29 protein-coding genes and 1 pseudogene are annotated in these 25,313 nt (G+C 62.4%); 21 read left to right on the forward strand and 9 right to left on the reverse strand.

All coding sequences use genetic code 11. The features are described 5' to 3' along the window. Nucleotides 1-56: 56 nt before the first annotated feature. Together ACIPUD_RS05865 and ACIPUD_RS05870 are read left to right on the forward strand one after the other, a co-directional pair. A complete protein-coding gene (locus ACIPUD_RS05865; RefSeq protein WP_018456302.1) occupies nt 57-221 on the forward strand; it encodes a hypothetical protein in 165 nt (54 codons plus the stop codon). A gap of 35 nt (nt 222-256) precedes the next feature. Beyond that, nucleotides 257-619 (forward strand): hypothetical protein, encoded by a 363-nt coding sequence (locus tag ACIPUD_RS05870; RefSeq protein WP_085352965.1) that lies wholly within the window; start codon nt 257-259, stop codon nt 617-619. 3 nt (nt 620-622) lie between these two features. Here the strand turns inward: ACIPUD_RS05870 and ACIPUD_RS05875 are convergent, their stop codons facing one another. Together ACIPUD_RS05875 and pdxR are read right to left on the reverse strand one after the other, a co-directional pair. Beyond that, nucleotides 623-871, reverse strand: coding sequence for a DUF6719 family protein (locus ACIPUD_RS05875; protein ID WP_247368715.1), 249 nt, complete (start codon nt 869-871; stop codon nt 623-625). 67 nt (nt 872-938) lie between these two features. Beyond that, nucleotides 939-2,411: a MocR-like pyridoxine biosynthesis transcription factor PdxR gene (gene pdxR / locus ACIPUD_RS05880; protein WP_446480247.1), complete on the reverse strand. Its 1,473-nt coding sequence runs from the start codon at nt 2,409-2,411 to the stop codon at nt 939-941. 74 nt (nt 2,412-2,485) lie between these two features. Between pdxR and ACIPUD_RS05885 the strand changes: the two genes are divergently transcribed. The 7 genes from ACIPUD_RS05885 (at nt 2,486) to ACIPUD_RS05915 (ending at nt 8,925) form a co-directional block, all read left to right on the forward strand. After that, nucleotides 2,486-3,211 carry a pyridoxamine 5'-phosphate oxidase family protein gene (locus tag ACIPUD_RS05885; protein WP_247368329.1) on the forward strand — a complete coding sequence of 242 codons (726 nt, stop codon included), beginning with the start codon at nt 2,486-2,488 and terminating at the stop codon, nt 3,209-3,211. A gap of 54 nt (nt 3,212-3,265) precedes the next feature. Further along, nucleotides 3,266-4,543: an ArgE/DapE family deacylase gene (locus ACIPUD_RS05890; RefSeq protein ID WP_247368709.1), complete on the forward strand. Its 1,278-nt coding sequence runs from the start codon at nt 3,266-3,268 to the stop codon at nt 4,541-4,543. 228 nt (nt 4,544-4,771) lie between these two features. Next, complete coding sequence (locus tag ACIPUD_RS05895) at nt 4,772-5,581, forward strand: alpha/beta hydrolase (protein WP_247368708.1); 810 nt, start codon at nt 4,772-4,774, stop codon at nt 5,579-5,581. A 33-nt stretch (nt 5,582-5,614) separates the two neighbouring features. After that, nucleotides 5,615-6,454 carry a tryptophan 2,3-dioxygenase gene (gene kynA / locus ACIPUD_RS05900; RefSeq protein WP_247368706.1) on the forward strand — a complete coding sequence of 280 codons (840 nt, stop codon included), beginning with the start codon at nt 5,615-5,617 and terminating at the stop codon, nt 6,452-6,454. 8 nt (nt 6,455-6,462) lie between these two features. Next, on the forward strand, nt 6,463-7,665 hold the full coding sequence (gene kynU / locus ACIPUD_RS05905) for a kynureninase (protein WP_247368703.1): 1,203 nt from the start codon (nt 6,463-6,465) through the stop codon (nt 7,663-7,665). Nucleotides 7,666-7,745: 80 nt separating this feature from the next. Next, complete coding sequence (locus tag ACIPUD_RS05910) at nt 7,746-8,147, forward strand: PaaI family thioesterase (RefSeq protein WP_085352975.1); 402 nt, start codon at nt 7,746-7,748, stop codon at nt 8,145-8,147. A gap of 148 nt (nt 8,148-8,295) precedes the next feature. Further along, nucleotides 8,296-8,925, forward strand: a complete 630-nt coding sequence (locus ACIPUD_RS05915) for a GNAT family N-acetyltransferase (RefSeq protein ID WP_247368702.1) — start codon at nt 8,296-8,298, stop codon at nt 8,923-8,925. Between the two features lie 80 nt (nt 8,926-9,005). Here ACIPUD_RS05915 and ACIPUD_RS05920 read toward each other — a convergent pair whose 3' ends face one another. Next, complete coding sequence (locus tag ACIPUD_RS05920) at nt 9,006-9,311, reverse strand: hypothetical protein (RefSeq protein ID WP_007591844.1); 306 nt, start codon at nt 9,309-9,311, stop codon at nt 9,006-9,008. A 95-nt stretch (nt 9,312-9,406) separates the two neighbouring features. Next, nucleotides 9,407-10,093: a DUF2161 domain-containing phosphodiesterase gene (locus tag ACIPUD_RS05925; RefSeq protein ID WP_247368700.1), complete on the reverse strand. Its 687-nt coding sequence runs from the start codon at nt 10,091-10,093 to the stop codon at nt 9,407-9,409. Between the two features lie 143 nt (nt 10,094-10,236). Here ACIPUD_RS05925 and ACIPUD_RS05930 point away from each other — a divergent pair, with 143 nt between their 5' ends. Then, nucleotides 10,237-10,584 carry a GrlR family regulatory protein gene (locus ACIPUD_RS05930; protein ID WP_018456317.1) on the forward strand — a complete coding sequence of 116 codons (348 nt, stop codon included), beginning with the start codon at nt 10,237-10,239 and terminating at the stop codon, nt 10,582-10,584. Here ACIPUD_RS05930 and ACIPUD_RS05935 read toward each other — a convergent pair whose 3' ends face one another. The 3 genes from ACIPUD_RS05935 to ACIPUD_RS05945 form a co-directional block, all read right to left on the reverse strand. Further along, nucleotides 10,585-11,265, reverse strand: a complete 681-nt coding sequence (locus ACIPUD_RS05935) for an SDR family oxidoreductase (protein ID WP_085353066.1) — start codon at nt 11,263-11,265, stop codon at nt 10,585-10,587. A gap of 40 nt (nt 11,266-11,305) precedes the next feature. After that, nucleotides 11,306-12,049, reverse strand: coding sequence for a tyrosine-protein phosphatase (locus ACIPUD_RS05940; RefSeq protein WP_085352978.1), 744 nt, complete (start codon nt 12,047-12,049; stop codon nt 11,306-11,308). A 168-nt stretch (nt 12,050-12,217) separates the two neighbouring features. Next, complete coding sequence (locus ACIPUD_RS05945) at nt 12,218-12,499, reverse strand: DUF2735 domain-containing protein (RefSeq protein WP_373681121.1); 282 nt, start codon at nt 12,497-12,499, stop codon at nt 12,218-12,220. Nucleotides 12,500-12,957: 458 nt separating this feature from the next. Here ACIPUD_RS05945 and ACIPUD_RS05950 point away from each other — a divergent pair, with 458 nt between their 5' ends. The 5 genes from ACIPUD_RS05950 (at nt 12,958) to ACIPUD_RS05970 (ending at nt 17,548) form a co-directional block, all read left to right on the forward strand. Continuing rightward, nucleotides 12,958-13,992, forward strand: a complete 1,035-nt coding sequence (locus ACIPUD_RS05950; protein WP_446480248.1) for a glutamine synthetase beta-grasp domain-containing protein — start codon at nt 12,958-12,960, stop codon at nt 13,990-13,992. A 194-nt stretch (nt 13,993-14,186) separates the two neighbouring features. Next, complete coding sequence (locus ACIPUD_RS05955; RefSeq protein WP_018456322.1) at nt 14,187-14,888, forward strand: GrlR family regulatory protein; 702 nt, start codon at nt 14,187-14,189, stop codon at nt 14,886-14,888. An 18-nt stretch (nt 14,889-14,906) separates the two neighbouring features. Then, nucleotides 14,907-15,590, forward strand: coding sequence for a substrate-binding domain-containing protein (locus ACIPUD_RS05960; RefSeq protein ID WP_085384882.1), 684 nt, complete (start codon nt 14,907-14,909; stop codon nt 15,588-15,590). A 32-nt stretch (nt 15,591-15,622) separates the two neighbouring features. Further along, nucleotides 15,623-16,444, forward strand: coding sequence for a tetratricopeptide repeat protein (locus ACIPUD_RS05965; protein ID WP_085352983.1), 822 nt, complete (start codon nt 15,623-15,625; stop codon nt 16,442-16,444). A gap of 399 nt (nt 16,445-16,843) precedes the next feature. Continuing rightward, entirely contained in the window at nt 16,844-17,548 is a 705-nt protein-coding gene (locus tag ACIPUD_RS05970; protein ID WP_018456325.1) for a GrlR family regulatory protein, read from the forward strand. 149 nt (nt 17,549-17,697) lie between these two features. Here the strand turns inward: ACIPUD_RS05970 and ACIPUD_RS05975 are convergent, their stop codons facing one another. Beyond that, complete coding sequence (locus ACIPUD_RS05975; protein WP_446480249.1) at nt 17,698-18,306, reverse strand: hypothetical protein; 609 nt, start codon at nt 18,304-18,306, stop codon at nt 17,698-17,700. A 1,192-nt stretch (nt 18,307-19,498) separates the two neighbouring features. On the opposite strand from ACIPUD_RS05975, the gene ACIPUD_RS05980 reads away from it, so the two are divergent. After that, complete coding sequence (locus tag ACIPUD_RS05980) at nt 19,499-20,317, forward strand: methyltransferase domain-containing protein (RefSeq protein WP_446480250.1); 819 nt, start codon at nt 19,499-19,501, stop codon at nt 20,315-20,317. A 411-nt stretch (nt 20,318-20,728) separates the two neighbouring features. Here the strand turns inward: ACIPUD_RS05980 and ACIPUD_RS05985 are convergent. Continuing rightward, nucleotides 20,729-22,002, reverse strand: a pseudogene (locus ACIPUD_RS05985) (DUF418 domain-containing protein). A 42-nt stretch (nt 22,003-22,044) separates the two neighbouring features. Here ACIPUD_RS05985 and ACIPUD_RS05990 point away from each other — a divergent pair. From ACIPUD_RS05990 to ACIPUD_RS06010, 5 genes are all read left to right on the forward strand, one after another. Then, entirely contained in the window at nt 22,045-22,383 is a 339-nt protein-coding gene (locus ACIPUD_RS05990) for a hypothetical protein (RefSeq protein WP_085352988.1), read from the forward strand. 323 nt (nt 22,384-22,706) lie between these two features. Beyond that, the gene (locus ACIPUD_RS05995) at nt 22,707-23,690 is read left to right on the forward strand and encodes an alpha/beta hydrolase family protein (protein WP_247392894.1); all 984 of its coding nucleotides are present in this window, start codon (nt 22,707-22,709) and stop codon (nt 23,688-23,690) included. 343 nt (nt 23,691-24,033) lie between these two features. Continuing rightward, nucleotides 24,034-24,351 carry an ArsR/SmtB family transcription factor gene (locus ACIPUD_RS06000; RefSeq protein ID WP_018456332.1) on the forward strand — a complete coding sequence of 106 codons (318 nt, stop codon included), beginning with the start codon at nt 24,034-24,036 and terminating at the stop codon, nt 24,349-24,351. Beyond that, nucleotides 24,348-24,833, forward strand: a complete 486-nt coding sequence (locus ACIPUD_RS06005) for an SRPBCC family protein (RefSeq protein ID WP_204511026.1) — start codon at nt 24,348-24,350, stop codon at nt 24,831-24,833. Before ACIPUD_RS06000 ends, ACIPUD_RS06005 begins: the two co-directional genes overlap by 4 nt. 45 nt (nt 24,834-24,878) lie before the next feature. Beyond that, nucleotides 24,879-25,292 carry an MAPEG family protein gene (locus ACIPUD_RS06010; RefSeq protein ID WP_204511027.1) on the forward strand — a complete coding sequence of 138 codons (414 nt, stop codon included), beginning with the start codon at nt 24,879-24,881 and terminating at the stop codon, nt 25,290-25,292. Nucleotides 25,293-25,313: the final 21 nt, after the last annotated feature.

A 25,313-nucleotide genomic window follows, 5' to 3' on the forward strand; every position in this document is an offset into this window, starting at 1 on the left:
TATCAACCTCACAACGACGACGGCGCACGCCGGCCACCGAATTCGGAGAGAACTTCATGCGCACGCTCAGCCTCATCCTTGCTTTCGGTTTCGTGCTCGCCGGCTCCTCGTTCGCAGGCTCGCCGGACGGCAATGTCCCGGGTATCGGTACTTTCCAGTACAGCGGCTCGCCGATCATGATCCCGGCACCGCAGCCGATCGTGGTTGCCGCGCGCTTCTGATCGCCAACAAGAAAAATCAGCCAATAAAGGCCATCATGCTTGCTCGTTCCTGCGCCGCGGCGTTCATATCCCTTCTGACGATCAGTGCCGTTCAGGCGCAAGTGCGCTCTCCCTCCAGATTACCCGATCCCCGTACCGAGTTCGTGAGGCAATGCGCGCCGCGCATGCTCGGGCGATGGGAGCATCCGGAAGAGGTCTGCGGCTGCCTGCACGATCATGCTGCCGCCGTCGTCGAGGATCGCGATCTTCGCGAGGCCCTGCTGCGCGGCATCAGCGAGACCGGGGTGCCGACGATCGAGACCGACTGGGTGCCGGCCGCAAAGCAGACCGAAATCGGCCCGACCTTCACCAAGATCGCCAAGCCGACCCTGCAATGTATGTTCGATCCGGCGAAGTAGCGCTCATCGCTTTGATTTCGGACCAAACCGCGACACGCAGGTGCTCGTCCGTGCGACGCCCTTGTCGGTCATCTTGGCGCCGCGCACTTCCTTGACCTGTCCGGCGGGGCAGGTTCCGTCGTCCACTTGCACGCGCTGGCCGAGCTTGAGATCGACGATGTCCTGCTCGCGTCCGACCGTGCCTGCGCGCGCGGTCGCGGCGAGTGCGATGAAGATCAGGAGCGAGAGGCAAGTCGCGCGGCGTAGCGGCATGGTGTGAGCTCCCGGCATCGATGCCGCAATGTAGGGAGCGGCAGCCGATTCTCATAGTGAACGTTCATCATGCCCGCCGGGCCGGCGTGCGCCTCGCTCGCAAGGCCACTCGCGATTCCCGCGCGAGTCGTTCGGCGGAGGCCACGAGCTTCGAAACCGCGTGGCCGGAAAATCCCAGCACGAAACCGGGCTGTGGGCGCGAGCGTGAATAGGTGTCGGCCAACAGCCAGCCTTCGGCGCCCGCGGCCTGCTTGGCTTTCGCCGCCACGAGCGGATCGACCGAGGGATCGAACCGGGCGACTAGATGCAGACCCTGTGATGGGACCGGCACCGACAGCACGCCATCGGATGCGGCTTCGAGCCTCCCGGCCAGCGCGTCGCGCGCCTCGCGGTAAAGCTTGCGCACGCGCTTCAGGTTCGCCGCGAACGCGCCGGAATTGAGCATGTCGGCCACCGCACCCTCCATCAGCGTGCCGGGAAAGCGGTCGAGCGCAGCCCGCGCCGCGGTCACATCCGCAATCAAGCGCTCGGGCAGGGCGCAATAGCCGATGCGCAGGCCCGGAAACAACGTCTTGGCGAACGTACCCATGTAAATCACGCGCTGGAGATGATCGATGCCGGCCAGCGACATCAGCGGCGCGCCGTCGTAACGGAATTCGCTGTCGTAATCGTCTTCCAGCACGAAGGCGCCGGCCTGCCTGGCCCAGTCCAGCAGCTCGAGCCGCCGCGGCATCGACATCTGCACACCCAGCGGAAACTGGTGCGACGGCGTCACATAGGCTGCGCGCGCGGACGGCGCCGCTGCGCGGCCTTTGGCGACCCGCATGCCGTGCGCGTCGACGGGAACGGAGACGGCACGATAGCCGCAATGCGCGATAGTCTTGCGCGCGGCGGGGTAACCCGGGTCCTCGCACCAGACCTGGTCGTTGGGCTTCAGGATTGCGCTCAGCACGATGCGCAGCGCGTGCAGCGTGCCTGACGTCAGCATGATCTGATCGGGATCGCAGCGCAGGCCCCGCGCCGACAACAGATGATCGGCGATCGCCGCACGCAGTTCGCGGCTGCCACGGGGATCGCCATAGTGCAGATGCTCCGCGCCGAAGGCGCGCATGCGACGGCCGACAAAGGCCCGGAAATGCTGCACGGCACGCGCGTCGATATGGGTGCAGCCGAGTGAAAACGCGCCTTGCCCCGGCGTTTCGACGCTGATCTTGGGCCGCTTCGGCTCGGCCGCGCGCGCGGGGATGCGCGCGGCCACGAAGGTGCCGGAGCCGACGGTTGCGTCGGCAAAGCCGTCGGCGATCAGCCGCTCATAGGCGGTGACGACGGCATTGCGCCGAAAGCCGGTCTGTTTGGCCAGCGTGCGCGACGGCGGCAGCGGCTCGCCGGGTTTCACCAGACCTCCGACGATCATCTCGCACAGCGCCTGATACAGCCGGTGCGCCGACGAGGCGCCAGCCGTGATGTGCGGGCCTGCGAGGTCGAGCGGCAGCTCGGCCTTGGCGGGCGACGGGACGGAATTGGTCGGAATTTTTCGCATGGAATTGGCACTATCGCAGACCAAATCCGCGCCTACAACTGTTCTGGCATTGTTCAAATCCGACAGGAGCGGCCGTGAGCCAGACCGAGAACCAGAATTCCTATCCGATATCCACGCGCAACCAGGTGAAGCGCCGTCATGACCGCGGCTTCTACGATCACGACACCGTTCATCGCATCCTGGATTCCTCGATGCTCTGCCACGTCTCCTACGCGATCGACGGCCAGCCCTATTGCACGCCGACCTTCTTCTGGCGCGAAGGGACGAAGCTGTACTGGCACGGCTCAAGCGCCAGCCGCATGCTGCGCAACCAGACCAGGGGCGAGCGTGTGTGCCTGACGGTCGCCCATCTCGACAGCCTGGTGCTGGCGCGCTGCGGATTCAATCACTCGGCCGACTACCGCGCCGTGATGGCATTCGGCACCGCCTATCTCGTCACCGATCCCGACGAGAAAGAGCGCGCGGTCATCGCGATGGTCGACCGCTTCTTCCCCGATCGCACCGCGAGCCTGCGGGCGAGCAACACCCAGGAGATCAAGGCGACCTCCTTTATCGCGATGGAGATCGAGGAGGCCTCCGCGAAAATCCGGGCCAAGGGTGTCGCCGACGACGACGAGGACTATGAATTGCCGATCTATGCCGAGCGCATCCCGGTGCGCACGGTGCTCGGCGCGCCGGAGCCTTGCCCGCGGCTGCTCGACGGCGTGCGCCGGCCGGCGACACTGAATGGCTATTCGGAGGGCCGGCTGCTCGAAGATGCATTGCGGGATGCCTATTTTGCAGAGTACCGGAACGGCTGAAATCGGTTAGCTTGCGCTCCATCGATGATCTCAATGCCCGATTGGAGTTGCCGGATGAATGCCGAAACGCAGCAGAGGATTCTTGACGCCGTCGATGCCGGCTTCGAAGCCCAACTCGCGACCACACGCGATTTCGTCGCGATCCCCTCGACGCGCGGTGCGGAGGGGCCATGCCAGGACATGATCGGCGACCTCCTGCGCGCGCGCGGATACGAGGTCGACGACTGGCACATCAATGTCGACGACCTCAAGGATCTGCGCGGCTTCGGGCCCATCGAGCACGATTTTTCGAAGGCCCGCACTGTGGTCGGCACGTACCGGCCCAAAACCGAGGCGGGCAAATCGCTGATCCTCCAGGGCCATTGCGACGTGGTGCCCGCGGGGCCGCTGGAATTGTGGGACACCCCGCCGTTCTCGCCCGTCATCAAGGACGGCAAGATGTTCGGTCGCGGTGCCTGCGACATGAAGTCGGGCACCATCGCAGCGCTCTCCGCGCTCGATGCGATCAGGGCCGCCGGCCTGAGGCCGACGGCGCGGATTCACTTCCAGTCTGTGATCGAGGAGGAGAGCACCGGCGTCGGGGCGCTCTCGACGCTTCAACGAGGCTATCGTGCGGATGCCTGCTTCATTCCTGAGCCGACCGGCGGCAAGATGGTGCGCTCGCAGGTGGGCGTGATCTGGTTCCGCCTGCGCGTGAAGGGCCATCCGACCCATGTCGCCTTCGCCGGCTCCGGCGCGAATGCAATCATGGCGGCCTATCATTTGATCCAGGCGCTGCAAAAACTCGAGATCGAGTGGAACGAGCGCGCGAAAGCCGATCGTCACTTCAAGACGCTGAACCATCCCATCAACTTCAACCCCGGCATCATCAAGGGCGGCGACTGGGCCTCCAGCGTGCCGGCCTGGTGCGACGTCGATTGCCGGATTGCCGTGTTGCCGGGCTGGTCGATCGCCGATCACCAGAAGGAGATTCTTGCGCGTGTCGCCGCCGCCGCACGCAACCACCGCTTCCTCGCCAACAATCCGCCGGAGATCGAATGGTCGGGCTTTTTGTCGGAAGGCTATGAGCTGACCAATGCCACCGCGCCTGAGGCGGCGTTCGGCAAGGCCTTCAGCACCGTCTATGGCGGCCAAATCGAAGACCTCGTCTTCACCGCGCTTACCGACACCCGCTTCTACGGCCTCAATCACGGCATCCCGAGCCTGTGCTTCGGCGCGAGTGGCGGCGAGATGCACGGCTTCAATGAATATGTCGATCTGGACTCGCTGAAAAAGACGACCAAGGCAATGGCGCTGTTCATCGCGGATTGGTGCGGGGTGGAGCAGGGGTAGCCCTCGTGTCCCGGACAGAGCCAGGACCCACGTCACCGCACATTTGGACCGCGGTTCAGCAGCGCATCGTTTCACGCTGCGCTGCGCCCTGGGGAACGAACCATCTTCCGGCTGCCCAATCCCCCGGCGCCCAAATCCTTTAAGCTTAAAGAAAGACTAGGATGCCGCCCGCGCTGGTGGCAGACTGGCGCCTGGTCCACAAGGCCTTGAGTCCGTCGAGGAAGCACGATGCGCGATTGGGATGACGCCTACGCCAATTCGGCCCATATCCCGGGCTCGGACAAGATACCGGCGCTGTGGGCGGAGCGGGCGGCGGCTTATCGCGCCGGGCTGAAGGAGTTTCGCGCTGACATCGCCTATGGCCCCGGTGAGCGCCAGCGCCTCGATCTGATCTTGCCCGACGGCGACAGCAAGGGCCTCGTCGTGTTCGTCCACGGCGGCTACTGGATGCGCTTCGACAAGTCGACATGGACTGATCTCGCCGAAGGCGCGCGCCATCACGGCTGGACGGTGGCACTGCCAAGCTACACGCTGACGCCGGCCGCGCGCATCTCCGACATTACGGCGGAAATCACCACAGCGATTGCCAAGGCGGCCTCGCTGGTCGCGGGCCCGATCCGGCTCGCCGGCCATTCCGCCGGCGGGCATCTCGTTACGCGTATGCTGTGCGACGACAGCCGGCTGGAGCCCGCCGTCTACAACCGCGTCGCCGGCACGCTGTCCATCAGCGGCCTGCATGATCTGCGTCCGCTGCTCAAGACCAGGATGAACGACACCCTGCGCATGACGATGGAGGAGGCGACGCTGGAAAGCGCGGCGCTGCATCTGCCGCGCGGGCCTTCGCCGGTGACCGCCTGGGTCGGTGGCAACGAGCGGCCCGAATTCATCCGCCAGTCCGATCTGATGGCCAATGTCTGGACTGGTTTCGATGTGCCGACGCGTCTTGTCGTCGATCCCGGGCTGAACCATTTCACCGTGATCGACGCCCTCAAGGACCCGTCGTCGCCCATCACCGCGCGCCTGATCGGCCTCGACTGACGAGGCCTTGAAGATCGATCGAAAGGGCCTGCCATGACGTCCAGCCAATACGATCCCGCAAGCGAAGGCGCTGAGACCGATTTCGCCCGGCGCATGTCCTATGGACACTATCTGGCGCTGGACGCGATCCTCGGCGCGCAGCATCCCCTGTCGGAAGCCCATGACGAGATGCTGTTCATCATCCAGCATCAGACCACCGAGCTGTGGATGCGGCTCGCCATCCACGAGCTCAGCTCCGCACGCCGTTCGATCGCGAAGGATGAGGTGCAGCCTGCAATGAAGATGCTGGCACGGATGTCGCGCATCTTCGAGCAGCTCAACGGCGCCTGGGACGTGCTGCGCACCATGACGCCCAGCGAGTATACGCGCTTCCGCTCGCAGCTTGGCCAGTCCTCAGGCTTCCAGTCGCGGCAATACCGGCAGATCGAATTCCTGCTCGGCAACCGCAACCACGCCATGCTCAAGCCGCACGCGCACGATCTGGAAACAACGCAGCTGCTCGAAGCCGAGCTCGCAACGCCAAGCCTCTATGACGAGGTGCTGCGGCTCGCCGACCGCAACGGGCTCAAGATGCCTGCGGCCGTGCTGGCGCGCGATGTTCGCGAGACTCATAGCTTCAATGAAGGTGTGCTGCAGGCTTGGCGTATCGTCTACGAGGCGCCGGAAACGCACTGGATGCTCTACGAGCTCGCCGAGAAGCTGGTCGATTTCGAGGACTATTTCCGGCGCTGGCGCTTCAACCATGTGACGACGGTCGAGCGCGTCATCGGCTTCAAGCGCGGCACCGGTGGCACCGGCGGCGTCAGCTACCTCAAGCGCATGCTGGAGGTCGAGCTGTTTCCGGAACTCTGGCGCGTGCGCACGATCCTGTAGAGAATTCCATGACCAAGCTTCGCGTCTACGACGACACCAAAGCGCTGTTCCATATGCCGGACGGTGTGATCTATCTCGACGGCAATTCGCTCGGCGCGTTGCCGCTTGGCGTTGCCGAGCGCGTCAGCCGCGTCATCACCGCCGAGTGGGGCGATGACTTGATCCGCGCCTGGAATACGGCTGGCTGGTATGCCCAGCCGCGCCATGTCGGCGATCGCATCGCGCGCCTGATCGGTGCGGAAGCCGGCTCCGTCATGGTCGGAGATACGCTGTCGCTCAAGGTCTATCAGGCGCTCGCCGCCGCGCTCGACATGAACGCGTCGCGCAAGGTCGTTCTATCGGACACCGGCAACTTTCCGACCGACCTCTACATGGCCGAAGGCCTGATCGCGACCCTTGACCGTGGCCATCAATTGCGCCTGGTGGCGCCGGAGGAGATCGAGGCTTCGTTGTCGGAGGAGATCGCGGTGCTCTACATCACCGAGGTCGATTACCGCACCGGACGGTGCCACGACATGGCGAAGCTGACTGCAAGAGCGCATGGGCTCGGCATCGTCACGGTCTGGGACCTCGCGCATTCGGCCGGCGCGCTGCCGGTTGACCTTGCAGGCACCGGCGCGGATTTCGCCGCTGGATGCACCTACAAATACATCAACGCCGGCCCCGGCGCGCCGGCCTTCCTCTACGTTGCGCCGCGCCACGCCGACAGCGTGCGCGCCGCTTTGTCGGGGTGGATGGGACACGCAAAGCCGTTCGCGTTCGAGCTTGCCTATGCGGCCGCAGGTGGCGTTGAGCGCATGCGCGTGGGAACGCCGCCGGTGCTGGCAATGGCGGCATTGGAAGCTTCGCTCGACATCTGGGACCGCGTCGATATCGCCGAGGTCCGGGCCCGCTCGCTGGCCCTCGGCGATCTCCTGATTGCCGAGGTCGAACGCCGCTGTCCGTCCTTGAAGCTTGTTACGCCGCGCACGCATGAGCGCCGCGGCTCTCAGGTCTCCTTCGCCTTCGACGGCGGCTATGCCGCGATGCAAGCCCTCATCGCCGGTGGCGTGATCGGCGATTTCCGCGCGCCTGACATCATGAGGTTTGGCATCACGCCGCTGTATATCGGCGAGGGCGAGATCGTGCGGGCAGCCGAGTTCATCGAGGAGGTGATCGCGGGCGAAATTTGGCGGCGGCCGGAGTATCAGGTGGTGAATGCGGTGACGTGAGGTACGAACGCTGTCTCCCCGTCATTGCTTTGCCGCGAAGAGCAATTCACCCTGTGAGCAGAATGGTGGGAGGAGATCCGATGACGCCGCTCGAGAAAATTAAAGCAATGAAGATGCCGTTTGCCGAACTCAAGGGCGTCGAGTTCGTCGAGGCCGGGAAAGATCGCGTGGTGGCGCGGATGACGGTCAGGCCTGATCTCTGCACGCTTCATCACACCATCCACGGTGGCGCCGTGATGGCGCTGGCAGATTCCGTCGGCGCAGCGGCCACCGTGATCAATCTGCCGGAGGACGCCAAGGGCACAACCACGCTCGAGAGCAAGACCAATTTCATCGGCGGGGCCAAGGAGGGAACAACGGTGATCGCGACCGCCACCCCAGTCCACAGAGGCCGGCGGACCCAGGTCTGGACCACCCGGCTGGAGACCGAGGACGGCAAGCTGGTTGCCGTGGTGACGCAGACCCAGCTGGTCCTCGTGTGAATACGGGGGCTTGATTCCATTAACGAATTAGTCGCCCCGTGCCCGAAACTTGGGCAGGTTCCGGTCTTGAAAAGTTTGTTGCGATGCACAATATTGGAGGCCTAGGGATTCGAACGCCTCCTCGAGGGACACCAAGAGGAGTTTTGACTTGTCACTCGCAGCAGATTTTGGACTTGAAGTAACCAACCGCCCGAAGTCCGTTCAGGGCTACGTGCGGACCTTGAGCCAGCAGGAAGAATTGCCGCTTTTGCGCGATCACCTGCTGAGGCTCGATGCCGAAAGCCGGCACGACCGCTTCAACGGTTTTCTCGACGACGGTTTTATCGAGCGTTACGCCGCCCGCTGTGCCGAGGACGGCACCGTTATTGTCGCCTATATCGTCGATGGCGTGGTCCGCGGTGCGGCCGAGCTGCATCCGCCCGAGGGCGATTCGCTGCCCGAGGTCGCCTTCAGCGTGGAAGCTTCGGCGCGGCGCCAGAACGTCGGCACCGTGCTGTTCAGCCGCCTGATCGCGGAAGCGCGCTGGAAAGGCTACAAGTGCCTGCGCATCACCACCGGCGCCGAGAATCACCCGATGCGCGCGCTCGCCAGGAAGTTCGGGGCGCATCTGCAATTCCGTCATGGCGAATCGACCGGCACGATCGATCTCGCCAAGGCGCCTGAGGACGAACTCGCTGATCTCGCGGCCTCGCCATTCACGGCCGGCCGCGCTCTTCTCAGCTTCAACTCGACCTGCTGGAAGATCATCTCCAGCATCTACGGCAATCGCGCCGCCTGACCTGAAAAGCCGACTGGAATCAAAAAAAGCGGACCGGTAAAACCGGTCCGCTTTGTACTGGATATAGGGGAACTAAGCGCTCAGGTGCCGGTGCGCTTGTCGTTGCCGAAGCGGCGCACGACACGGCGTTCGACCACCACCGAGCGCTGCGCACCCTGTTCGCCGGCGATCACGCGGGTCGAGGTGATGCGGCTGTTGGTGCGAACCTGTTTCTTGACCTCGGCCTGGACGACATCGAGCGGCATGCCCATCAGGGCTGCGGCGATCTCGGCCTGCTGCTCCTGATCATCGGTGATGCCGACGGCGGCGAAGATCGCCTCGTCTAAGGTCGGCGGATCGTGGCGCACGCGCCGCGTGCCATATTTGGTATTCCAGTCTGCGTTCATAACGGCCTCGTTTCGATGCCGGGATACCTAGTGCCGTCTATGTTGCATTGCAATATGAAATCGGTGTGGCATCTCAGCTATGCACCGGTTGGGTGTCAGGGTGGTGACGGGAGACCGGCAACATCCGCAACCCGCTGTTGTGGCCAGCGTTTCAGCGCCGCCTGGCCAGCTTCCGTCAGCCCGTAGATTCCCCGCTCGGTGCGTTCGAACCAGCCATACACATTGTTAAGCATGATCTTGCCGGCATCGGGACAGCGCCGGCGCAATTCGCTCACCCGCCGCGGGCCTGCCGCGAGCTCCGAGGCGCAGGCCAGTGCCTGCTGCCGATAGGCCGTCATGATCGGCGCGCGCGTGCTGCCGCCCAGCGCCGGATCGCCCTGGCGGCGCTGATGCTCTGCGACCAGGCGCGAACGGACCTTCGGCTCCCGGCGTGGGGCTGCCGTCGGCGGCTTCACCAGCACCTCGACCTGACCGCGGTCGGTCACCCCGAGCATGCCGAAGCCGAGGCGGCGACAGAGATTGCGATAGCGTGCGTCGGTCTCGCGTCCCTTGCCGCGCGCTGACATCTTTGCGGCAATCCAGACCTCGTCGCCGGCCGGTGCACGATCGACCGCCTGAAGGATCAGCTCGAGATTGAAGGTCAGCTTGAGCTCGCCGATCACCACCACCGGAGGATCGCCGGCGCTGAGGCCCACGAGATCGCAGCCGCCGATCTCGCCCTTGACCGTGAAGCCGAGCTCTTCGAGGAAGCGTTTGACAGGCAGATAGAGCGTGGTTTCCAAAGGAAGCTTCCGAATGTCACGTTCGATCGGAGAATCAGTCTGCGTCAGTTTAGCCCCGGAATGGACTTAGAGCTCTGCGCCATTTGATCGGGAACAGATGATCCGGCTATCCTGCGGGTGGGACAATCGGGCGCTTCACGAAGATGACCATCAGGAATGGGCTCTATCATATCCGCATCGAAATGCTGGATGCCGTCCAGGGCGGCAACCAAGGCGTCATGGTGATGCGCGACGGCACCATGCGGGGCGGGGACTCATTCTTCTTCGCCTACGGCAGCTACACCTCGGCCAACGGCAAGTGGAAGGGCGAGCTGACCAACGAGGAGCATTCCCCCTCGTTCGACGAGCGCCCGGTGTGGGGCCGCAAGGTCGTGACCATCGGCTTCAGTGGCACTTACAATGGCGAGACCGCGTACGGCGAGGGCATCGCGCTCGCCGGCAAGCAGAGCATCCGTTTCAGAGGCAATCTCCGGCTCTTGGTGCCGGATTGATTACACCCGCCCGCCAACCGGGATCAGCGCGCCGGTGACGCCGCTGGCGGCATCGCTGGCGAGGAACAGAATGACTTCGGCGAGTTCCTGCGGTGTCACCCATTTGGCGAAGTCGGCCTTCGGCATGTCGGCGCGGTTGGCCTTGGTGTCGATGATCGAGGGCAGCACCGCGTTCACGGTCACCTTGCCTTTCCACTCGCTCGCCAGCGCCTCGGTGAGCCGGTGGACGCCGGCTTTCGACGCCGCATAGGGGCCCATGCCGGAGCCGGCCTGAAGCGCGCCCATGGCCCCGATATTGACGATGCGGCCGGCCTTGGACGCGGCCAGATGCGGCAGGGCCGCCTGCGAGGCGTTGAGTGCCGTCAGCACGTTGAGCGCATGCATGCGCTGCCATGTCTTGACGTCGCCATCGCCGACGGTCTCGAAGGCGAAGCCACCGGCGATGTTGACCAACGCGTCGAGCCCGCCAAAGTGTCTCGCCGCTGCCTCGACCGCCGTCTTTGCTTGTGCTGCGTCGGACAGATCGACGCCGCCGATCTCGATGCGCTCAGGCATCGCGGAGATTTGCGATGGCGCATGGTCGATGCCGGCCACGCGCGCGCCGCGTGCCAGCGCGGTCTCGGCGACCACCTTGCCGAGCGCGCCGAGTGCGCCGGTCACGATCAGAACCTTGCCTTGCATCATTGTTCTCCCGGCACGGCCGCTTAAGATTTGCGGCCGCCTACGATTGCAGATAGCGCGCCTTCAGTGCGATCCGCTCCGGTGTGCCGAGCTCGAGACCGTCGCGCAAGTAGGTTTCGAGATCGCCATACTCGCTACCGACGGCCTCGAAAGCAGCCGCAAGATACGAGGCCTCGACGTTGCCGATCGCGTCGAGAACATCGGCGGGAAGATCGGAGACGTTTGATGCGTCGCGCTTGTAGTGCTGGTTGGTCAGCAGATAATCTTCGGCAATGACGTCATCAGATACGCCGAGCGCATGCAGGATCAGCGCGCTGGCAAAGCCGGTGCGGTCCTTGCCGGCGGTGCAGTGGATCACGAGCGGCGCGCGGTCCTCCAGGAGATGCCCGAACAGGTTGCGGAAACTGGCCGTGTTGTGGCGTACATAGTTGCGATAGGATTCGCGCATGAGTTCGAGCGCGACCGGCGCGGTCAACCTGCCCCTGCCGAGCTCGGCGCGCAGCGCAGCCACGACTGTCGGCTCGATCGGCAGCGAATGCACGGCGATCTCGTTGACCACGCAGACACCCGCCGCGCGTTCCTCGACGCCGCGAAAATCGAAGGCGCTGCGCACGCCCAACGCGCGGACGATCTCGATATCGGCAGCAGTGAGCTGGCCGAGATGGTTGGAGCGGAAGATCTGCCGCCATCGCGTGATACGGCCATCTGCGGTCGGATAGCCGCCGAGGTCGCGAAAATTGCTGGCGCCTTGCAGGGCGAGATGGCGGGTAGGGGAGTCTTTCATGGAGGTGTCTTGTCACGCATCTGAAGCGGTCGGTGAACGCCTGTGCGACCATATGATCCCGCAATCAGGTCCGGAATCAAAAAGGGCCGAAACACCGTTGTTTCGACCCTTTTTCGAACTGACGCCGGGCATCGAGAGACCGCGGCGGTATTGAACCGAACGCAGGCATCAGCGATCCCATTTCGGCTTGGCTTCATCGACTGCTTCCTGATGGTACCAGCTGCCGCTGCAAATCGTCTCGTTCACGGGGAGCGAGGCGTGGTTGGCGGGAAGGCGGGTCTCACCGTTGCGGCGCCCCCCGAGAGCCGAGCGGCCCCCGACAGGGAATTGGTAGATCTGTGCAGATCCGTGACTCAGTCCATTGTTCATCATTGCGGTATCTCCCGAGATCGCAGCGCTGGCCTCCATGGTGCGCCCGACTCGTTGGCTTGTGGTTACTGGAATCCCCATATCGGCCGTGCATTCCGAAATGCAAAGTGCTGAAAAGGAAATCACCCTTGGCCTATTTTGTAGGCAGACTGCATTCTGCTTCCTCTAAGGCAGCGCTCGGGTGGCTAACGCGTGGGCCGTTGCGAAGGTTGCGGGCGACGGTCGCAGTCTTGGCGAATATTGCCGGACGTTGATGCGCGTTTAGCCGGCAACCTTAGCCCGGGCCGGCCTGCTTCAGAATCGGGCGATTTCCGCGGGATTTTTGCGATGCAGCTTCACGCAAAGGTGCGCCGCTATGACGCATGGCGCACGGGCCGATCCGCCGGGAGGGAGAGGGGGCCGGCGGCGGTGGAAAACCTCCCGCGCTGCGGCCTTTTGGCACGTTAAATGCTTGGAAAGGGTCGGCCGATGTTGGCCGGGTAAACAATCGTGCGGGGGCCTGCGGCCCCCACCTTTCGCATCATCTACAGAGAGGCTCAATGACCAAGTATAAGCTCGAGTACATCTGGCTCGACGGATATACGCCGACTCCGAACTTGCGCGGCAAAACTCAGATCAAGGAATTCGCGTCGTTCCCGACGCTCGAGCAGCTTCCGCTCTGGGGCTTCGATGGCTCCTCCACCCAGCAGGCTGAAGGCCACAGCTCCGATTGCGTGCTGAAGCCGGTCGCGGTGTTCCCGGATGGCGCCCGCACCAACGGCGTGCTCGTGATGTGCGAAGTCATGATGCCCGACGGCAAGACCCCGCACCCGACCAACAAGCGCGCCACCATCCTTGACGATTCCGGCGCCTGGTTCGGTTTCGAGCAGGAATACTTCTTCTATAAGGACGGCCGTCCGCTCGGCTTCCCGGCCTCGGGGTATCCGGCGCCCCAAGGTCCGTACTACACCGGCGTCGGCTTCTCGAACGTCGGCGACATCGCCCGCAAGATCGTCGAAGAGCATCTCGACCTCTGCCTGGCTGCCGGCATCAACCATGAAGGCATCAACGCGGAAGTCGCGAAGGGCCAGTGGGAATTCCAGATCTTCGGCAAGGGCTCCAAGAAGGCCGCTGACGAAATGTGGATGGCCCGCTACCTGATGCTGCGCCTGACCGAGAAGTACGGCATCGACATCGAGTTCCACTGCAAGCCGCTCGGCGACACCGACTGGAACGGCTCCGGCATGCACGCCAACTTCTCGACCGAGTACATGCGTACGGTCGGCGGCAAGGAGTACTTCGAGGCGCTGATGGCGGCCTTCGACAAGAACCTGATGGACCACATCGCCGTCTACGGCCCGGACAACGACAAGCGTCTGACCGGCAAGCACGAGACCGCGCCCTGGAACAAGTTCAGCTACGGCATTGCCGATCGCGGTGCTTCGATCCGCGTGCCGCACTCCTTCGTCAACAATGGTTACAAGGGCTATCTGGAAGACCGTCGTCCGAATTCGCAGGGCGACCCATACCAGATCGCTTCGCAGATCCTGAAGACGATCGCCTCCGTGCCGGCCGACAAGAAGGCCGCCGCCTAAGATCCTCCCGGCCCGGGCTGGGGGGCTGGCCCCGGTTGGACTTCGATCCGCCGAAGCCGAAAGGCTTCGGCGGATTTTTCATTTTGCTGACAGCCGTTGCGGAGACTCATCGGACCTCATGGCCGGAAACTTGTCCATCGCCGCCGAAAGCGGGATAGAGTGCGTCTGGGTGCGCGCAGGGCCGGGGACGGCTGGTGTTTGAAGGCTTCTACAAGGTGAGATTTCAGCTCGGCGACCGGGTCGGCCGGAGCGTGATGCATGCCGGCAACGGCAAGATGCTCGGCGGCAATTCGGCCTTCGCCCATATCGGCACCTACGTGAAGACCGAAGCCGGCGTCGACGTCGTGATCAACACCGTCCGCCACAACCCCGATCCGAACTATCGCGCCATGGCGGGCACGGACGATGCGACGTTGCTTGCCAAGGGCTGGGCCGACGGCGATCTCTATCGCTTCAAGGGCGAGCTCAAGGAGCTGCCCGGCGTACCCTTTCAGTCGTTGATGACACCGATCACCGAAGACGAGATGCCGATCGCCGGCGGTGTCGGCGAGGCCGGTATCGCCGACGGGCTCTACTCGGTGCATCTGCGCATGCTCGATGGCGTCGACGGCGGTCTCACCGGCGTGATGCTGCTCAACAAGGGCCGCATCCTCGGCGGCGATGCATCGTTCTATTATCTCGGCAGCTACACCGCCGCCAACGGGCGCTGGAAGGGCCAGATCCTCAATCAGGAGCACACGCCGGCCAAGGACGATCCGATCTTCGGCGGCCACGAGGTCGGCATCGGCTTCTCCGGCACCTATGATGCCGAAGAGGCGGTGCTGGAGGCAACGGCGCTCGCCGGCAAGCGCAGCCTGCGCCTGACCGCCGCGCTCAAGCTGATGCACCGCGCCTGATCGTCACGGGAATCGCTGATGGAAACAATTCGCATGCTCTCGACGCTCGGCCTGATGGGCGCGATGCGCAGCCTCTCCTCCGCGTACGAGACCGCGACCGGCGTCCACATCGATGCCGATTTCGCGCCGACGCTGGCGCTGCTCAAACGGTTGCGCGACGGCGAGGCCGCCGATCTCGTCATCCTCACCCGCGAAGGGCTCGACGAGATGATCGGCGAGGGCCGTGTGATCGCCGAGAGCGCTGCCGATCTCGCGCGCTCCTTCGTCGGCATCGCGGTGCGGGCAGGGCAGGCACATCCCGACATCGCCACGGCATCCGCACTGCGCAACACGCTGCTCGCGGCGCGGTCGGTGGCCTATTCGCGACTGGGGGCGAGCGGGGTCTATTTCGCCCGGTTGATCGCGCAGATGGGGATCGCGGAAGAGATCAACGCCAAGGCCACCATCGTCGAGCAAGGCTTTACCGCGGAGCGGCTCGTGAGCGGCGAGGCCGACCTCGCGGTGCAGCAGATCAGCGAGCTGAAGCAGGTCGAAGGCATCGAGGTGGTCGGCCCGATCCCGCACGATCTGCAAACGCCGGCCGTGTTCTCCGCCGGTCGGATGACAAACGCCGAGAACGCCGACGCCGCTGACCGGCTGCTGCGCTATCTGGCATCGCCCGAGGTGGTCCCCGTGCTGCGCCAATCGGGACTCGAGCCTTGAATTTGCCGAGACTGCGACGCAACCTGGCGTCCATGCGGACTTTCCTCGTTGCCATCCTTCTCACGCTTGCGGTGCCGTTGTCGGCGCATGGGCAATCGGCCGACCTCGTGCTGTGCGACCGGGTCGCGGCCGATCCCAGCGATCCCGACAAGCCGGCCGACGTCAGGGGCGCGACCGAGATTGCGGCCTCCGACGTTGCGACCGCCATCAAGTTCTGCAAGCAGGCCGCGTCGTCGTCGCGGCGCGCGATGTTCGCGCTCGGCCGCGCCTATGCGGCCAACCGGCAACCGGCGGACGCGATGGCAGCCTGGCGCAAAGCTGCCGACAAGGGATCGAGTGCGGCGATGGTCGAGCTCGGCGTGGCCTACGGTACCGGCTCCGGCGTCGCCAGGGACGAAGCGCAGGCGCGGAAATTGTTCGAGAAGGCGGCGCAGGCCGGCAATCCCCGCGGCATCAGCAATCTCGCCGCGCTTGGCGGCAGCGGCGGTGCCGCGCCGGCCGATCCGGCACAGGCGCGCGCATTGCTGGGCAAGGCCGCCGAGACCAACGCGGAGGCGCAGTACCAGCTCGGCATGATGCTCTCCGAAGGCACGGGCGGGGCGAAGGACGACGCCGCGGCGCGCGCGCTGTTCGAAAAGGCTGCCGCGCAAAACCATCCCGGCGCGCTGGAGCGGATGGGCGCCTTCGCGCAGGAGGGCCGCGGCGGGCCAAAGGACAAGGACGCCGCGAAATCCTACTACGAGCGCGCCGCAGCGCTCGGCGACGAGGATGCCAAGCAGGCGCTGGAGCGGCTGCGCTGTCCCTATGCGATCAAGGACAAGCAGGGCAAGCTCGTCACCACGCTGTGCTTCTAAAGCCCGATGAACGCGCTGTAGATTTATTTGTGAGCATGATCTTTTCGGGAAACCGCTGCGCATTTTTCCGGATCATGCCGTAGCGCCTCGGCCGGCGGGTTCGAAGCCGGCTTTGGTGAGTGCGCAAGGACCGTTCGCGACCGGCCAAACAAAAAAACTCGAAAAACAACCCCATGCACAGTAGCCAAGTGGTTGAAATCACAGGCCTGCAAATGGTGTGAAATCGCCATATGCGGAATTGCCGAAATTGCTTGCGCCGTCGGGCAAAACAGGCGCATGATGGCATCATGGCAGGGCGTGGCTTCGCGAATGGCCCTGCGCGAAAAAGCCCGATGGTCTTGATGCGATGGCAGTGCTAGGTAGCGCGTGCTTTCCTTATGATTTTGCGGGTCACTTGCGTTGCTGGACGGGCTCTACAAGGTTGAATACGGCGTCAACGATGCCTTCGGCCGCAGCATCATGTGCATGCATGATGGCAAGCTGCTGGGCGGAAATTCGGCCTTCGCGCATCTCGGAAGCTATTTCGAGCGCGATGGCGAGATCATCGCCGAAGTCATCACCGAACGGCACAACGACGATCCCAACTACAAGCCGCTGATGGGGGCTGATGTCGCCGCGATCGGCGCGCGCGGCCGACTCGTCGGCAACCAGATCCGTCTCGCGGGCAGCGCGGACACGATGCCGGGCGCCGGTTTCTGGGCCAATCTCACGCGGCTCGATGACGAGGGGTTGCCACCGCAGGGGACGATCGGTCCAGGCGGGGTGGTGAACGGGCTCTATGCCATCCATCTGCGCGCGCTCGACGGCGTCGATGCCGGGCTCTCCGGCGTCATGCTGCTGATGGACGGCCGCATCCTCGGCGGAGATGCGTTCTTCTACTATCTCGGCTCCTATTCCTCGGCTGACGGCCGCTGGAAGGGCGAGATCCTCAACCAGGAGCATACGCCGGCAAAAGGCGAGAACCCCGTGTTCGGCGGCTATGAGGTCGGGATCGGCTTCTCCGGAACCTGCACGGCGGACAGCGGCGAACTCGAAGGCATCGCGCTCGCCGGCAAGCGCAGCCTGCGGCTCGCGGCCTCGCTCAAGCTGATGCGGCGGGCGTAGGGCGGTTACTCAAAGATTTGGGATCTCCGCTCGAGAGGCTCAACAGGCCTGACGTCCGAGCCGCGGCAATGTCGGCAAGTGACCCCCAAGCGGACATATCGAAATCAGGACAGATCGAAACGGCCGAGACGAGAAGCACTGCGGCTCAGCTAGGGAAGTCCTTTTGTCATCGTAAAGGGATTGAACCCACGTTCCGCAAGGGCAGCCCACGAAGCTGCGCCAAGATGTGACAATCGGAAATAGTTTCGCGGCTTGGTCGGGTCGGTGTCCAACACGAACCCCGTCGGTAACGCGCGGACAGTCGTGGCATAGAACCCACCATCGGGCGACCTCTGGGATTCGATGACAGCGATCAGCGATTCTGCCCTCTTCGTCTTGCCGAGCAATTTCATCAAGAGAGCCATTTGGCTCGTACCTTCGGTCCACACACCGTCTCGGTCTTCACCGTAAGAAAAGCCTCCGCCGACACTCATTCGCTGTTCGGCGGTCGTCATTGCCGATGCAAATTTCCCGGCCGCTCCGTGAAGCGCTGTTAAAGGCCAGATCTGGGCATCCAGAGCCAAAATCGGATTATGCGTGACACCGTCTTCAGCGGTTCCTGCGGCGAAACAGACGCACCCCGGATCCCACATCGTATTTACAAAGTACTCGGCAACCGTTGCCTTATCGCGCCAGCGCGAATCGCCTGTGCGGATCGCAAGAAGGCCAAACGCGGCGGCGAGGTCAGTATTATGTTCAGTCGATTTCCACGTCCGCACTTCCGGCGTCGGTTCGTGCCCAAACGTACCTCCCGTGAAACCGCCAGTACCGCGCGTATCGGCCCATTGCGCGACCCAACGCCAAGCCGCGCTGCACCATCGCGAAACGGGGAGCCGGTGTTCACATCATCAATCGACAGCAACGCCAACATGGCCCATGCCATGTTACCAACATCGCTTCCCACCTGATATCGATCCTCCAACCATTCGTTCCGATTATTGTCCCACCAACCCGGAAGTTTGGCGGAGCCATTCGCCACCACACCCGCGGCGTAAGCGTTTCGGAGCCGTCCATCATGCCAGGTCCGGTCATTATCGACGGCCCAGAGGATCGCCGCGCCCATCCGACTTGCTTTGTCTCGCTCACCGCAACCGACCAACGCGATGACGGCCACCGCATTGTCATAGAGGTATGCGGCGCCATGGAGAGGCCCCGATTCCACGGTCGGATAGCTGGGCAAAAACAACGGCCCTGGCTGCGCCTTATCAATTTGACTAGCGAGGTACCCGCATGCAGACGCTTCCGGTGTTGCCAAAGCCCGTAGTGGAGCGGTGGCTAAAATGATTATGAAGGTCGTTACGATCCATACGAAGGTTTCTATTCGGGCCACTTGGCCGTTCTCCAGGGTGGACGATGATTCTATATACCCATCGGCGAAGTCTGGAAGTGGCCCCATCGCAATCGCGCTTGCGGTGCCCGCTCATGTCCGAAGTTGAGGGTAGACCGCCCGCCCTGACTGCCCACGGCTATTGACCCACCGCGGAGTCCGACGCATCGAGCTCCCCCCGAGGGAGTGGACGGTCGGGTTCCGATACTCGGAACTCATCGGGATCGCAACGGGATTCACATGCCTTAATGAAGCCGCGCACGACCGCTGCTTTAATTCGCGGTCCGGTAGCGAATTTGAGTAATGGGGGCGATCATGCAGGACTTTCAAGCTGAGCTGGCCTCTCGGCTCAACGACCTCTATTGCCGGCTCTCAGAACTGGAAAATCTTCGACTTCAGATCGAAGATGCGGAGCGATGCCATCGGGCTGTGATTGCACCGCCGCCCCTCGCAACTATTTCGCCGTCAAGCTCGAAAAGAGCCTGCACTTCGCTGAGGGAGCGGACGCGCTTTTGACCACCCGTGGCGGACATCGCTGTGTTGAGCTATAAGCGCAGGAGCGAACGTCCTTTTGGCATCATCTGATGGAGCAGCAAGGTCAGTGGCAGGTCGCTGGTAGTGCGCCCGAAGTGTACGAACGGGAGTTGGTCCCGGCTGTGTTTGGCCCATGGGCCCCCGTCCTGATAGACCTCGCTCGGCCGAAGCTGGGCGAACGCGTGATCGATATTGCTTGCGGCACTGGAATAGTGGCGCGCCTCGCGGCGGTGAAGGTGGGCCCTACCGGGATCGTGACGGGCATCGATCTCAATCCTGGCATGTTGAACGTGGCACGATCGCTCGGGATGGCCGATGACGCTGCCTCGGTTCAATGGCAGGAGGCCAGTGCAGACAAACTGCCGTCCGCTGACAGCGCGTTTGATATTGCGTACTGCCAACTCGGCCTCCAGTTCTTCGCCGACAGACCAGCTGCTTTGCGCGAAATGCGCAGAGTTCTATCTTCAAGGGGAAGGCTCGCCCTCATGGTGTGGTGCGGCATCGATCAAAGTCCCGGGTTTGAATCTTTAGCCAAAATACTGGAGCGCCACATCGGTCCAGCGGCGGCCACAATCATGCGAGCTCCATTTGGACTCGCCGATGCCGATGAGCTGAGCCGACTTGTCGCTGCTGCGAACTTTCAGGATATCACGGTTCAACGGAGGGTCGGTGCCATCGAGTTTCCATCCGTCGAACGATTTGTACCTAGCTATGTTGCGGGTTCGCCACTGGCCAGTCATGTATCGCAAGCAAGCGAGGTGGCTCGCGAACACCTGGCCGAAGATACCAAGTTGGAGTTGGGAAAATACGTGGGTAGTAGCGGGTTATCGTTCCCGATAGCGGCTCACCTACTCACCGCAACTGCTTGATACGTCCGCTGACGGCATGGCCCTTAGCGGACCGCTGGCCTAGCCGCGCGGCCCCCGAGGGAGTGGATGATCCGCCGGTTTGCACGGGAACTTTTGAGCACTTTTGCACTTATCAGTCCTGCCGCGATGGTCGCGCTGATCAAGCGCTCCATCGAACTCCTCCAAGCATCAGCTCCTAAAGTTCAAAGCCGAATGCCATCCGGTCGTCGACCTCCGAGCGATGCACCGTCCTGAGGGGAGTGAACTTCATCCATCCTTGCACGATGAGGCTTGAGCGGGGGGCTCATTTGGCGATGCCCGCTTCTGGCCCGTGGCTGACCTCAGCCCAGAGCGCGGCGATGTCCGCTTCGTGCAAGTGACCCGACCAAGGTTATGCTGGCTGAAGAGGGCAGCCTTTGACCCCTGGCAGACCTAGGCTGGGCGCTTGCTCGAGCTGGTCAGACGATCATGAGACATCGGCTGCAGTATGCCGTACATCAGTGTCCGCCATAACCATTCGACTGGGCCGTACCTGTACCGGTCTAACCACCAACCGCTGACAAATACCTGGCAGACGTAGACGAAAAGCCCGATAGCAGTGCTTCGGCCGCCCCGAGCTGCCCAAATAGCCCGAGGCCGTATCCGTAGAAAATCCAGCCAAGGATCATGGACTGAGCGAGGTAATTCGTGAATGCCATGCGCCCTAGCGGCGCAGCCCAGCCCAGCAATCGCTTGCCGTTCGCCAGATCGGCGACGGCGATGATCATTGCACCGTAGCCGAAAGCCAGCAGGATCGTGCCGGTGGGAGTGGCCAGTGCGCCGAGACCAACGCCCGCTACGACGCCGCTTACTCTTAGGAGGATCAAGACTGCGCCTAGCCCAGTACAGCTGATTGCTGTCAAGAACAGGAGTGGACGATCTCGCTTCCTCAAGGCATTGCTGCGCCAGACGAGGGCACCAATCGAAAATAGCCCTATCGTCCGCGGGAATACGTAGATGTGGAGAGGAACGATCACGGGGATTTCGCTGACCCGGAACGCCAGCACCTGCCCGAAGCTGCCCCCTGCATAGACCTGATTGGCTTCAAGCACATGGCGTTGCAACGAAGCCAAGCTGGGAAACAATCCAGGAGGGGACCACACCTGCATGGCCAAATACAGCGCCAAGAATGTCGCCGCGCCGCATGAAAGCAGCCAGCGGGGGCCAAACAGGAATGGTAGGACGACTAACCCTGCGATCGCATATTCGGTAAGAATGTCACCATTCCAGATCAGGAAAAGGTGAATCAGTCCAAACGTCAGCAAGGCGATCAGACGGCGAAACAACAGAAGCGCGCGATGCGGGTTCGTCGAGAGGTGCTCATATTGAATGGCAAGTCCAACTCCGAATAACAGTGAGTACAGGGCAAATGCCTTCATATCGACCGCGAGCATCAAGACTGTCTCGACCGCGCGGTCAAACGGAGGTGCCGGTCGCCCGGCGGGTAAGAACTGCTCGAAGATTGAGACGCGGAATTCAGTGACGACGTTAATAGCAAGGACGCTGAGCAACGCCAGGCCGCGAAGCACATCGATAGTTTCGATTGGGTTTACAGGGCCGGAGCGGCTCTCACAGCTTATGGCGACCATTGCATGAGCACTATAGGTTGGGGCAGGAGATTGGGCCAGTTCAGTTCTGGTATTGGCCTGCAGCGGACTTCGGTGCATCGGTACTAGAGAGCCTATGGTCGTGGATTCCGGGAGGAGAGCTTGAAGAACATTCAGATTATAGATCGCGCGGTCAACGCGACGTTCAGCTTGTTTCAAGCGACCGATGATGAGTTCGCTGCTATCTTTCCCGGCCCGGGCCAAGACATGGAGTTGATTGAGGACTTTACCGAACGCGCTGGGGAAGAGCAGGCTTTGCGAATATTGTCGCCCGTATGGGAGCGCCCCATTTTGAAGCGCGATGCGCAAGGTGTCCACGGGACGCTGTACTTCGAGTATGCCGACCGGAGGCAATCTCTTCCGGAATCTAAGAGAGAGGTCGATTGGCCCGATTCTTACGTTAATCTTGCGCAGCGCAAGCTGTTTGCCAGCAAACGTTAGGGCCTGTATCTGGCCCTGCGACTCGCGGCGATGTCGGCTTGTAACCCGTTGCAGACGTTCGGACGACCAGCCAGATTATAATTGTGAACAACGTCACAGAGCCGAAGCTTGCCTTTTGGCAAGCTCTACCTACGCTGCGCACATGTTGTTCGGGGCTGCGATGGGCGCGTTTCCCTGCGTTTTATTGGTCTTTTCATCTTGCTTGCTTGCGGCTCAGCGGGAGGCGGACCGACGTGCAAGCTGCGCGAGACTGGTAGCGGCAGTCAATGCGGCACAGTTCGGCCAAGTTTGATCCGAGAGTTCGCTGGCGAATGGGGGCACTGATGGCCAAACTGTATTGGATCTGTGCTGCCGTACTCGGCTGCTTGATGTCGCCTGTGCAAGCTGCCGGTGTTCAGCTTCTGGATACCGATCCAAATCTGGCTGGCGCTATATGGTACCCTTGCGCAGCAGCGGCGCAACGAGTGCCCCTCGGCAAACTCACTGTCCAATTCATTGAAACGATTGAAGGTACGAAGGACTGTCCCGTCACAGGAACGAACTTGCCACTCGTGATCGTCTCGCACGGACGCGGCGGTTGGTTCGGACAACACGATGACACGGTGCAGGCCCTGGCAAACGCTGGATTTGTCGTCGCCTCGATCAACCTTCCGGGTGACAATGGAAACGATTCCTCGCAACGAGACAGCCTTTCCATTCTGGCAACCCGGCCCGCCAGCATTATCCGATTGCTTGATTTCATCTTGAATGACTGGAAAGACCGGGCTGCGATTGATTCCTCCAGGATCGGCTTCTTTGGGTTTTCGCTCGGCGCCTATACCGGATTGGTGTTGGCGGGCGGCAATCCCGATCTCCGGAGATTTGCGCTCTACTGCTCGGACGCGAACCGAACGCGGGCATGCGAGCAACTCCGTAGCGGCGACATACCAAGCAGCTTGCCTCACGAACCTCGTATCCGAGCCGCAGTGCTCGCCGATACGGCAATTAACTTTGCCTTTCCCGCCGACCGCTTGGCAGACATCACAATCCCGCTGCTGATCTGGCGATCAGAGTTTGGCGGCGCAGGCGTAGACCCGAAAAACTCAGCGCTCGTTGCTCAGTCGCTGCCCGGCAAAAAGGAAGTGCGCGTGGTGCCTGCCGGTCATTTTGCTTTCCTGTCGCCATGCACAGCAGAGTTCGCGGAGAAGCTTCCTCGCTTCTGTACTGACCCGCCGGGTTTCGACAGGACGGCATTCCATCGCGAGTTCAACGCCAGCATCATCAATTTCTTTCGAGAGACTCTCGTTCGCCAGGGCGAGAGCCGTTAGCAGCCGATCTATGCGCGATGGACGGCCGCATCCTGGGCGGCGATGCGTTCTTCTACTATCTCGCGGCGAGCTCGAAGGCATCGCACTCGCCGGGAAGCGCAGCCTGCGATTGGCGGCATCGCTCAAGCTGATGAGGCGGGCCCAGAACGGTTACTCAGAGATCTCGGATGTCTGCCGAGAGGGTAACGCAGGCCTGACGTGCGACCGCGGCGAGGTCGGCAAGTGAGCCCAAGCTGACGTCTGGCCCAATATCAGCACGTTTGACGAGATCATTAGTTTATGCTTATCATTAGTTATGGCTAATGATAGATCCGCTACCGTAACGGCAACCCTTCGGCGAAGCATGGCTAAAGACAGCGTGCAACTGGCCGCTCTGGGCGATTCGACCCGCAGACGAATATTCGCATTGCTGGGCGCGCGGCCGCGCACTGTCGTTGAACTCACCCGTGAACTGACTGTCTCCCAGTCAGCCGTCTCTCAGCATCTGAAGGTGCTGCGCGAATCTCATTTGGTTCGTGCCGAGCCGAAGGGAGCCAGCAACATTTATCACATCGATCCAGCGGGGCTCAGCCAGATGCGCGCCTGGCTTGACCGGTTCTGGAGCAGCACACTGGCTGCGTACAAAGTGGCCGTAGAAAAATCAGTGGAGGACCAGAAATGAGCATCCGTGTATCGGCGGCACCCATCAAACAATCGATCGTGGTTGAGGCGCCTATCGAGCGCGCGTTTAAGGTCTTTACGGAAGACTTCGGCAGCTTCAAACCACGCGAGCACAATCTGCTCTCCGTGCCCATCGCAGAGACCGTGTTCGAGCCCCGGGTCGGCGGTCACATCTATGATCGAGGTGTCGACGGCAGCGAATGCCGCTGGGCGCGTGTGTTGGCTTTTGAGCCGCCGAATCGCGTGCTTCTAAGCTGGGACATCAGCCCGCGCTGGCAAATCGAAACCGATCCAGACAAGACCAGTGAATGGGAGGTGCGGTTCATTGCCGAGACGCCAAGCCGGACTCGATTGGAACTTGAGCACCGTCACCTCGAACGTCATGGCCAAGGTTGGGAAGGCGTGAGCGAAGGCGTTGAAGGCGATCAGGGTTGGCCGCTCTACCTGAAACGGTTCGCCGAGCGGATAGCCCGCGAGGCTTGATATCCGCGTAACCTATGCGACGTGATCGCATTTGCGGAGGTCCTTATGACAGCCTACTGGCTTAGCATTGTCGGGGTGCTTGCCCTTTGCCTCCTGTCAATTTTGCTGGCGGTCTATTCAGGATTCTCCAAAGGCAGGGCCGGGGCACTCTCCGGACCTGTCTTGCCGTTGGATGACGATAACCTGCTGTACCGGATCGATCGCGTCCACATGAACGCAGTGGAGGCGCTGCCGCCTTTTGTCGTCCCGACAGTCCTGGCTACGTTGGCAGGGGTAAGACCCGTCACGCTTGCAACGCTTGTATGGGTCTATGTCGCAATTCGTCTGATCCACGTTGCGGTCTATTTGCGCGGCGGTAACGCGGCCAAAGGCGGCAGCGTCAGAACCATTCTCTATGTTTCAGGTGCCCTCGTAACGGTCATCCTCATTGTCGTAACCGCCCTGGCAGCCATCCACTAGGGTATCAACGCTGGCCGCCTG

Source organism: Bradyrhizobium sp. CAR08, assembly GCF_052871955.1.

Bases quoted from the DNA above. Each gene is read 5' to 3' on its own strand.
- ACIPUD_RS05980 (WP_446480250.1), top strand. From the start codon at position 19,499: ATGGAGCAGCAAGGTCAGTGGCAGGTCGCTGGTAGTGCGCCCGAAGTG.
- pdxR (WP_446480247.1), bottom strand. From the start codon at position 2,411: ATGCGAAAAATTCCGACCAATTCCGTCCCGTCGCCCGCCAAGGCCGAG.
- ACIPUD_RS05890 (WP_247368709.1), top strand. From the start codon at position 3,266: ATGAATGCCGAAACGCAGCAGAGGATTCTTGACGCCGTCGATGCCGGC.
- ACIPUD_RS05935 (WP_085353066.1), bottom strand. From the start codon at position 11,265: ATGCAAGGCAAGGTTCTGATCGTGACCGGCGCACTCGGCGCGCTCGGC.
- ACIPUD_RS05940 (WP_085352978.1), bottom strand. From the start codon at position 12,049: ATGAAAGACTCCCCTACCCGCCATCTCGCCCTGCAAGGCGCCAGCAAT.
- ACIPUD_RS05910 (WP_085352975.1), top strand. From the start codon at position 7,746: ATGACGCCGCTCGAGAAAATTAAAGCAATGAAGATGCCGTTTGCCGAA.
- ACIPUD_RS05995 (WP_247392894.1), top strand. From the start codon at position 22,707: ATGGCCAAACTGTATTGGATCTGTGCTGCCGTACTCGGCTGCTTGATG.
- ACIPUD_RS05945 (WP_373681121.1), bottom strand. From the start codon at position 12,499: ATGGGGATTCCAGTAACCACAAGCCAACGAGTCGGGCGCACCATGGAG.
- ACIPUD_RS06000 (WP_018456332.1), top strand. From the start codon at position 24,034: ATGGCTAAAGACAGCGTGCAACTGGCCGCTCTGGGCGATTCGACCCGC.
- ACIPUD_RS05930 (WP_018456317.1), top strand. From the start codon at position 10,237: ATGACCATCAGGAATGGGCTCTATCATATCCGCATCGAAATGCTGGAT.
- kynA (WP_247368706.1), top strand. From the start codon at position 5,615: ATGACGTCCAGCCAATACGATCCCGCAAGCGAAGGCGCTGAGACCGAT.
- ACIPUD_RS06005 (WP_204511026.1), top strand. From the start codon at position 24,348: ATGAGCATCCGTGTATCGGCGGCACCCATCAAACAATCGATCGTGGTT.
- ACIPUD_RS05875 (WP_247368715.1), bottom strand. From the start codon at position 871: ATGCCGCTACGCCGCGCGACTTGCCTCTCGCTCCTGATCTTCATCGCA.
- ACIPUD_RS05920 (WP_007591844.1), bottom strand. From the start codon at position 9,311: ATGAACGCAGACTGGAATACCAAATATGGCACGCGGCGCGTGCGCCAC.
- ACIPUD_RS05960 (WP_085384882.1), top strand. From the start codon at position 14,907: ATGGAAACAATTCGCATGCTCTCGACGCTCGGCCTGATGGGCGCGATG.
- ACIPUD_RS05950 (WP_446480248.1), top strand. From the start codon at position 12,958: ATGACCAAGTATAAGCTCGAGTACATCTGGCTCGACGGATATACGCCG.
- ACIPUD_RS05895 (WP_247368708.1), top strand. From the start codon at position 4,772: ATGCGCGATTGGGATGACGCCTACGCCAATTCGGCCCATATCCCGGGC.
- ACIPUD_RS06010 (WP_204511027.1), top strand. From the start codon at position 24,879: ATGACAGCCTACTGGCTTAGCATTGTCGGGGTGCTTGCCCTTTGCCTC.
- ACIPUD_RS05870 (WP_085352965.1), top strand. From the start codon at position 257: ATGCTTGCTCGTTCCTGCGCCGCGGCGTTCATATCCCTTCTGACGATC.
- kynU (WP_247368703.1), top strand. From the start codon at position 6,463: ATGACCAAGCTTCGCGTCTACGACGACACCAAAGCGCTGTTCCATATG.
- ACIPUD_RS05865 (WP_018456302.1), top strand. From the start codon at position 57: ATGCGCACGCTCAGCCTCATCCTTGCTTTCGGTTTCGTGCTCGCCGGC.
- ACIPUD_RS05965 (WP_085352983.1), top strand. From the start codon at position 15,623: ATGCGGACTTTCCTCGTTGCCATCCTTCTCACGCTTGCGGTGCCGTTG.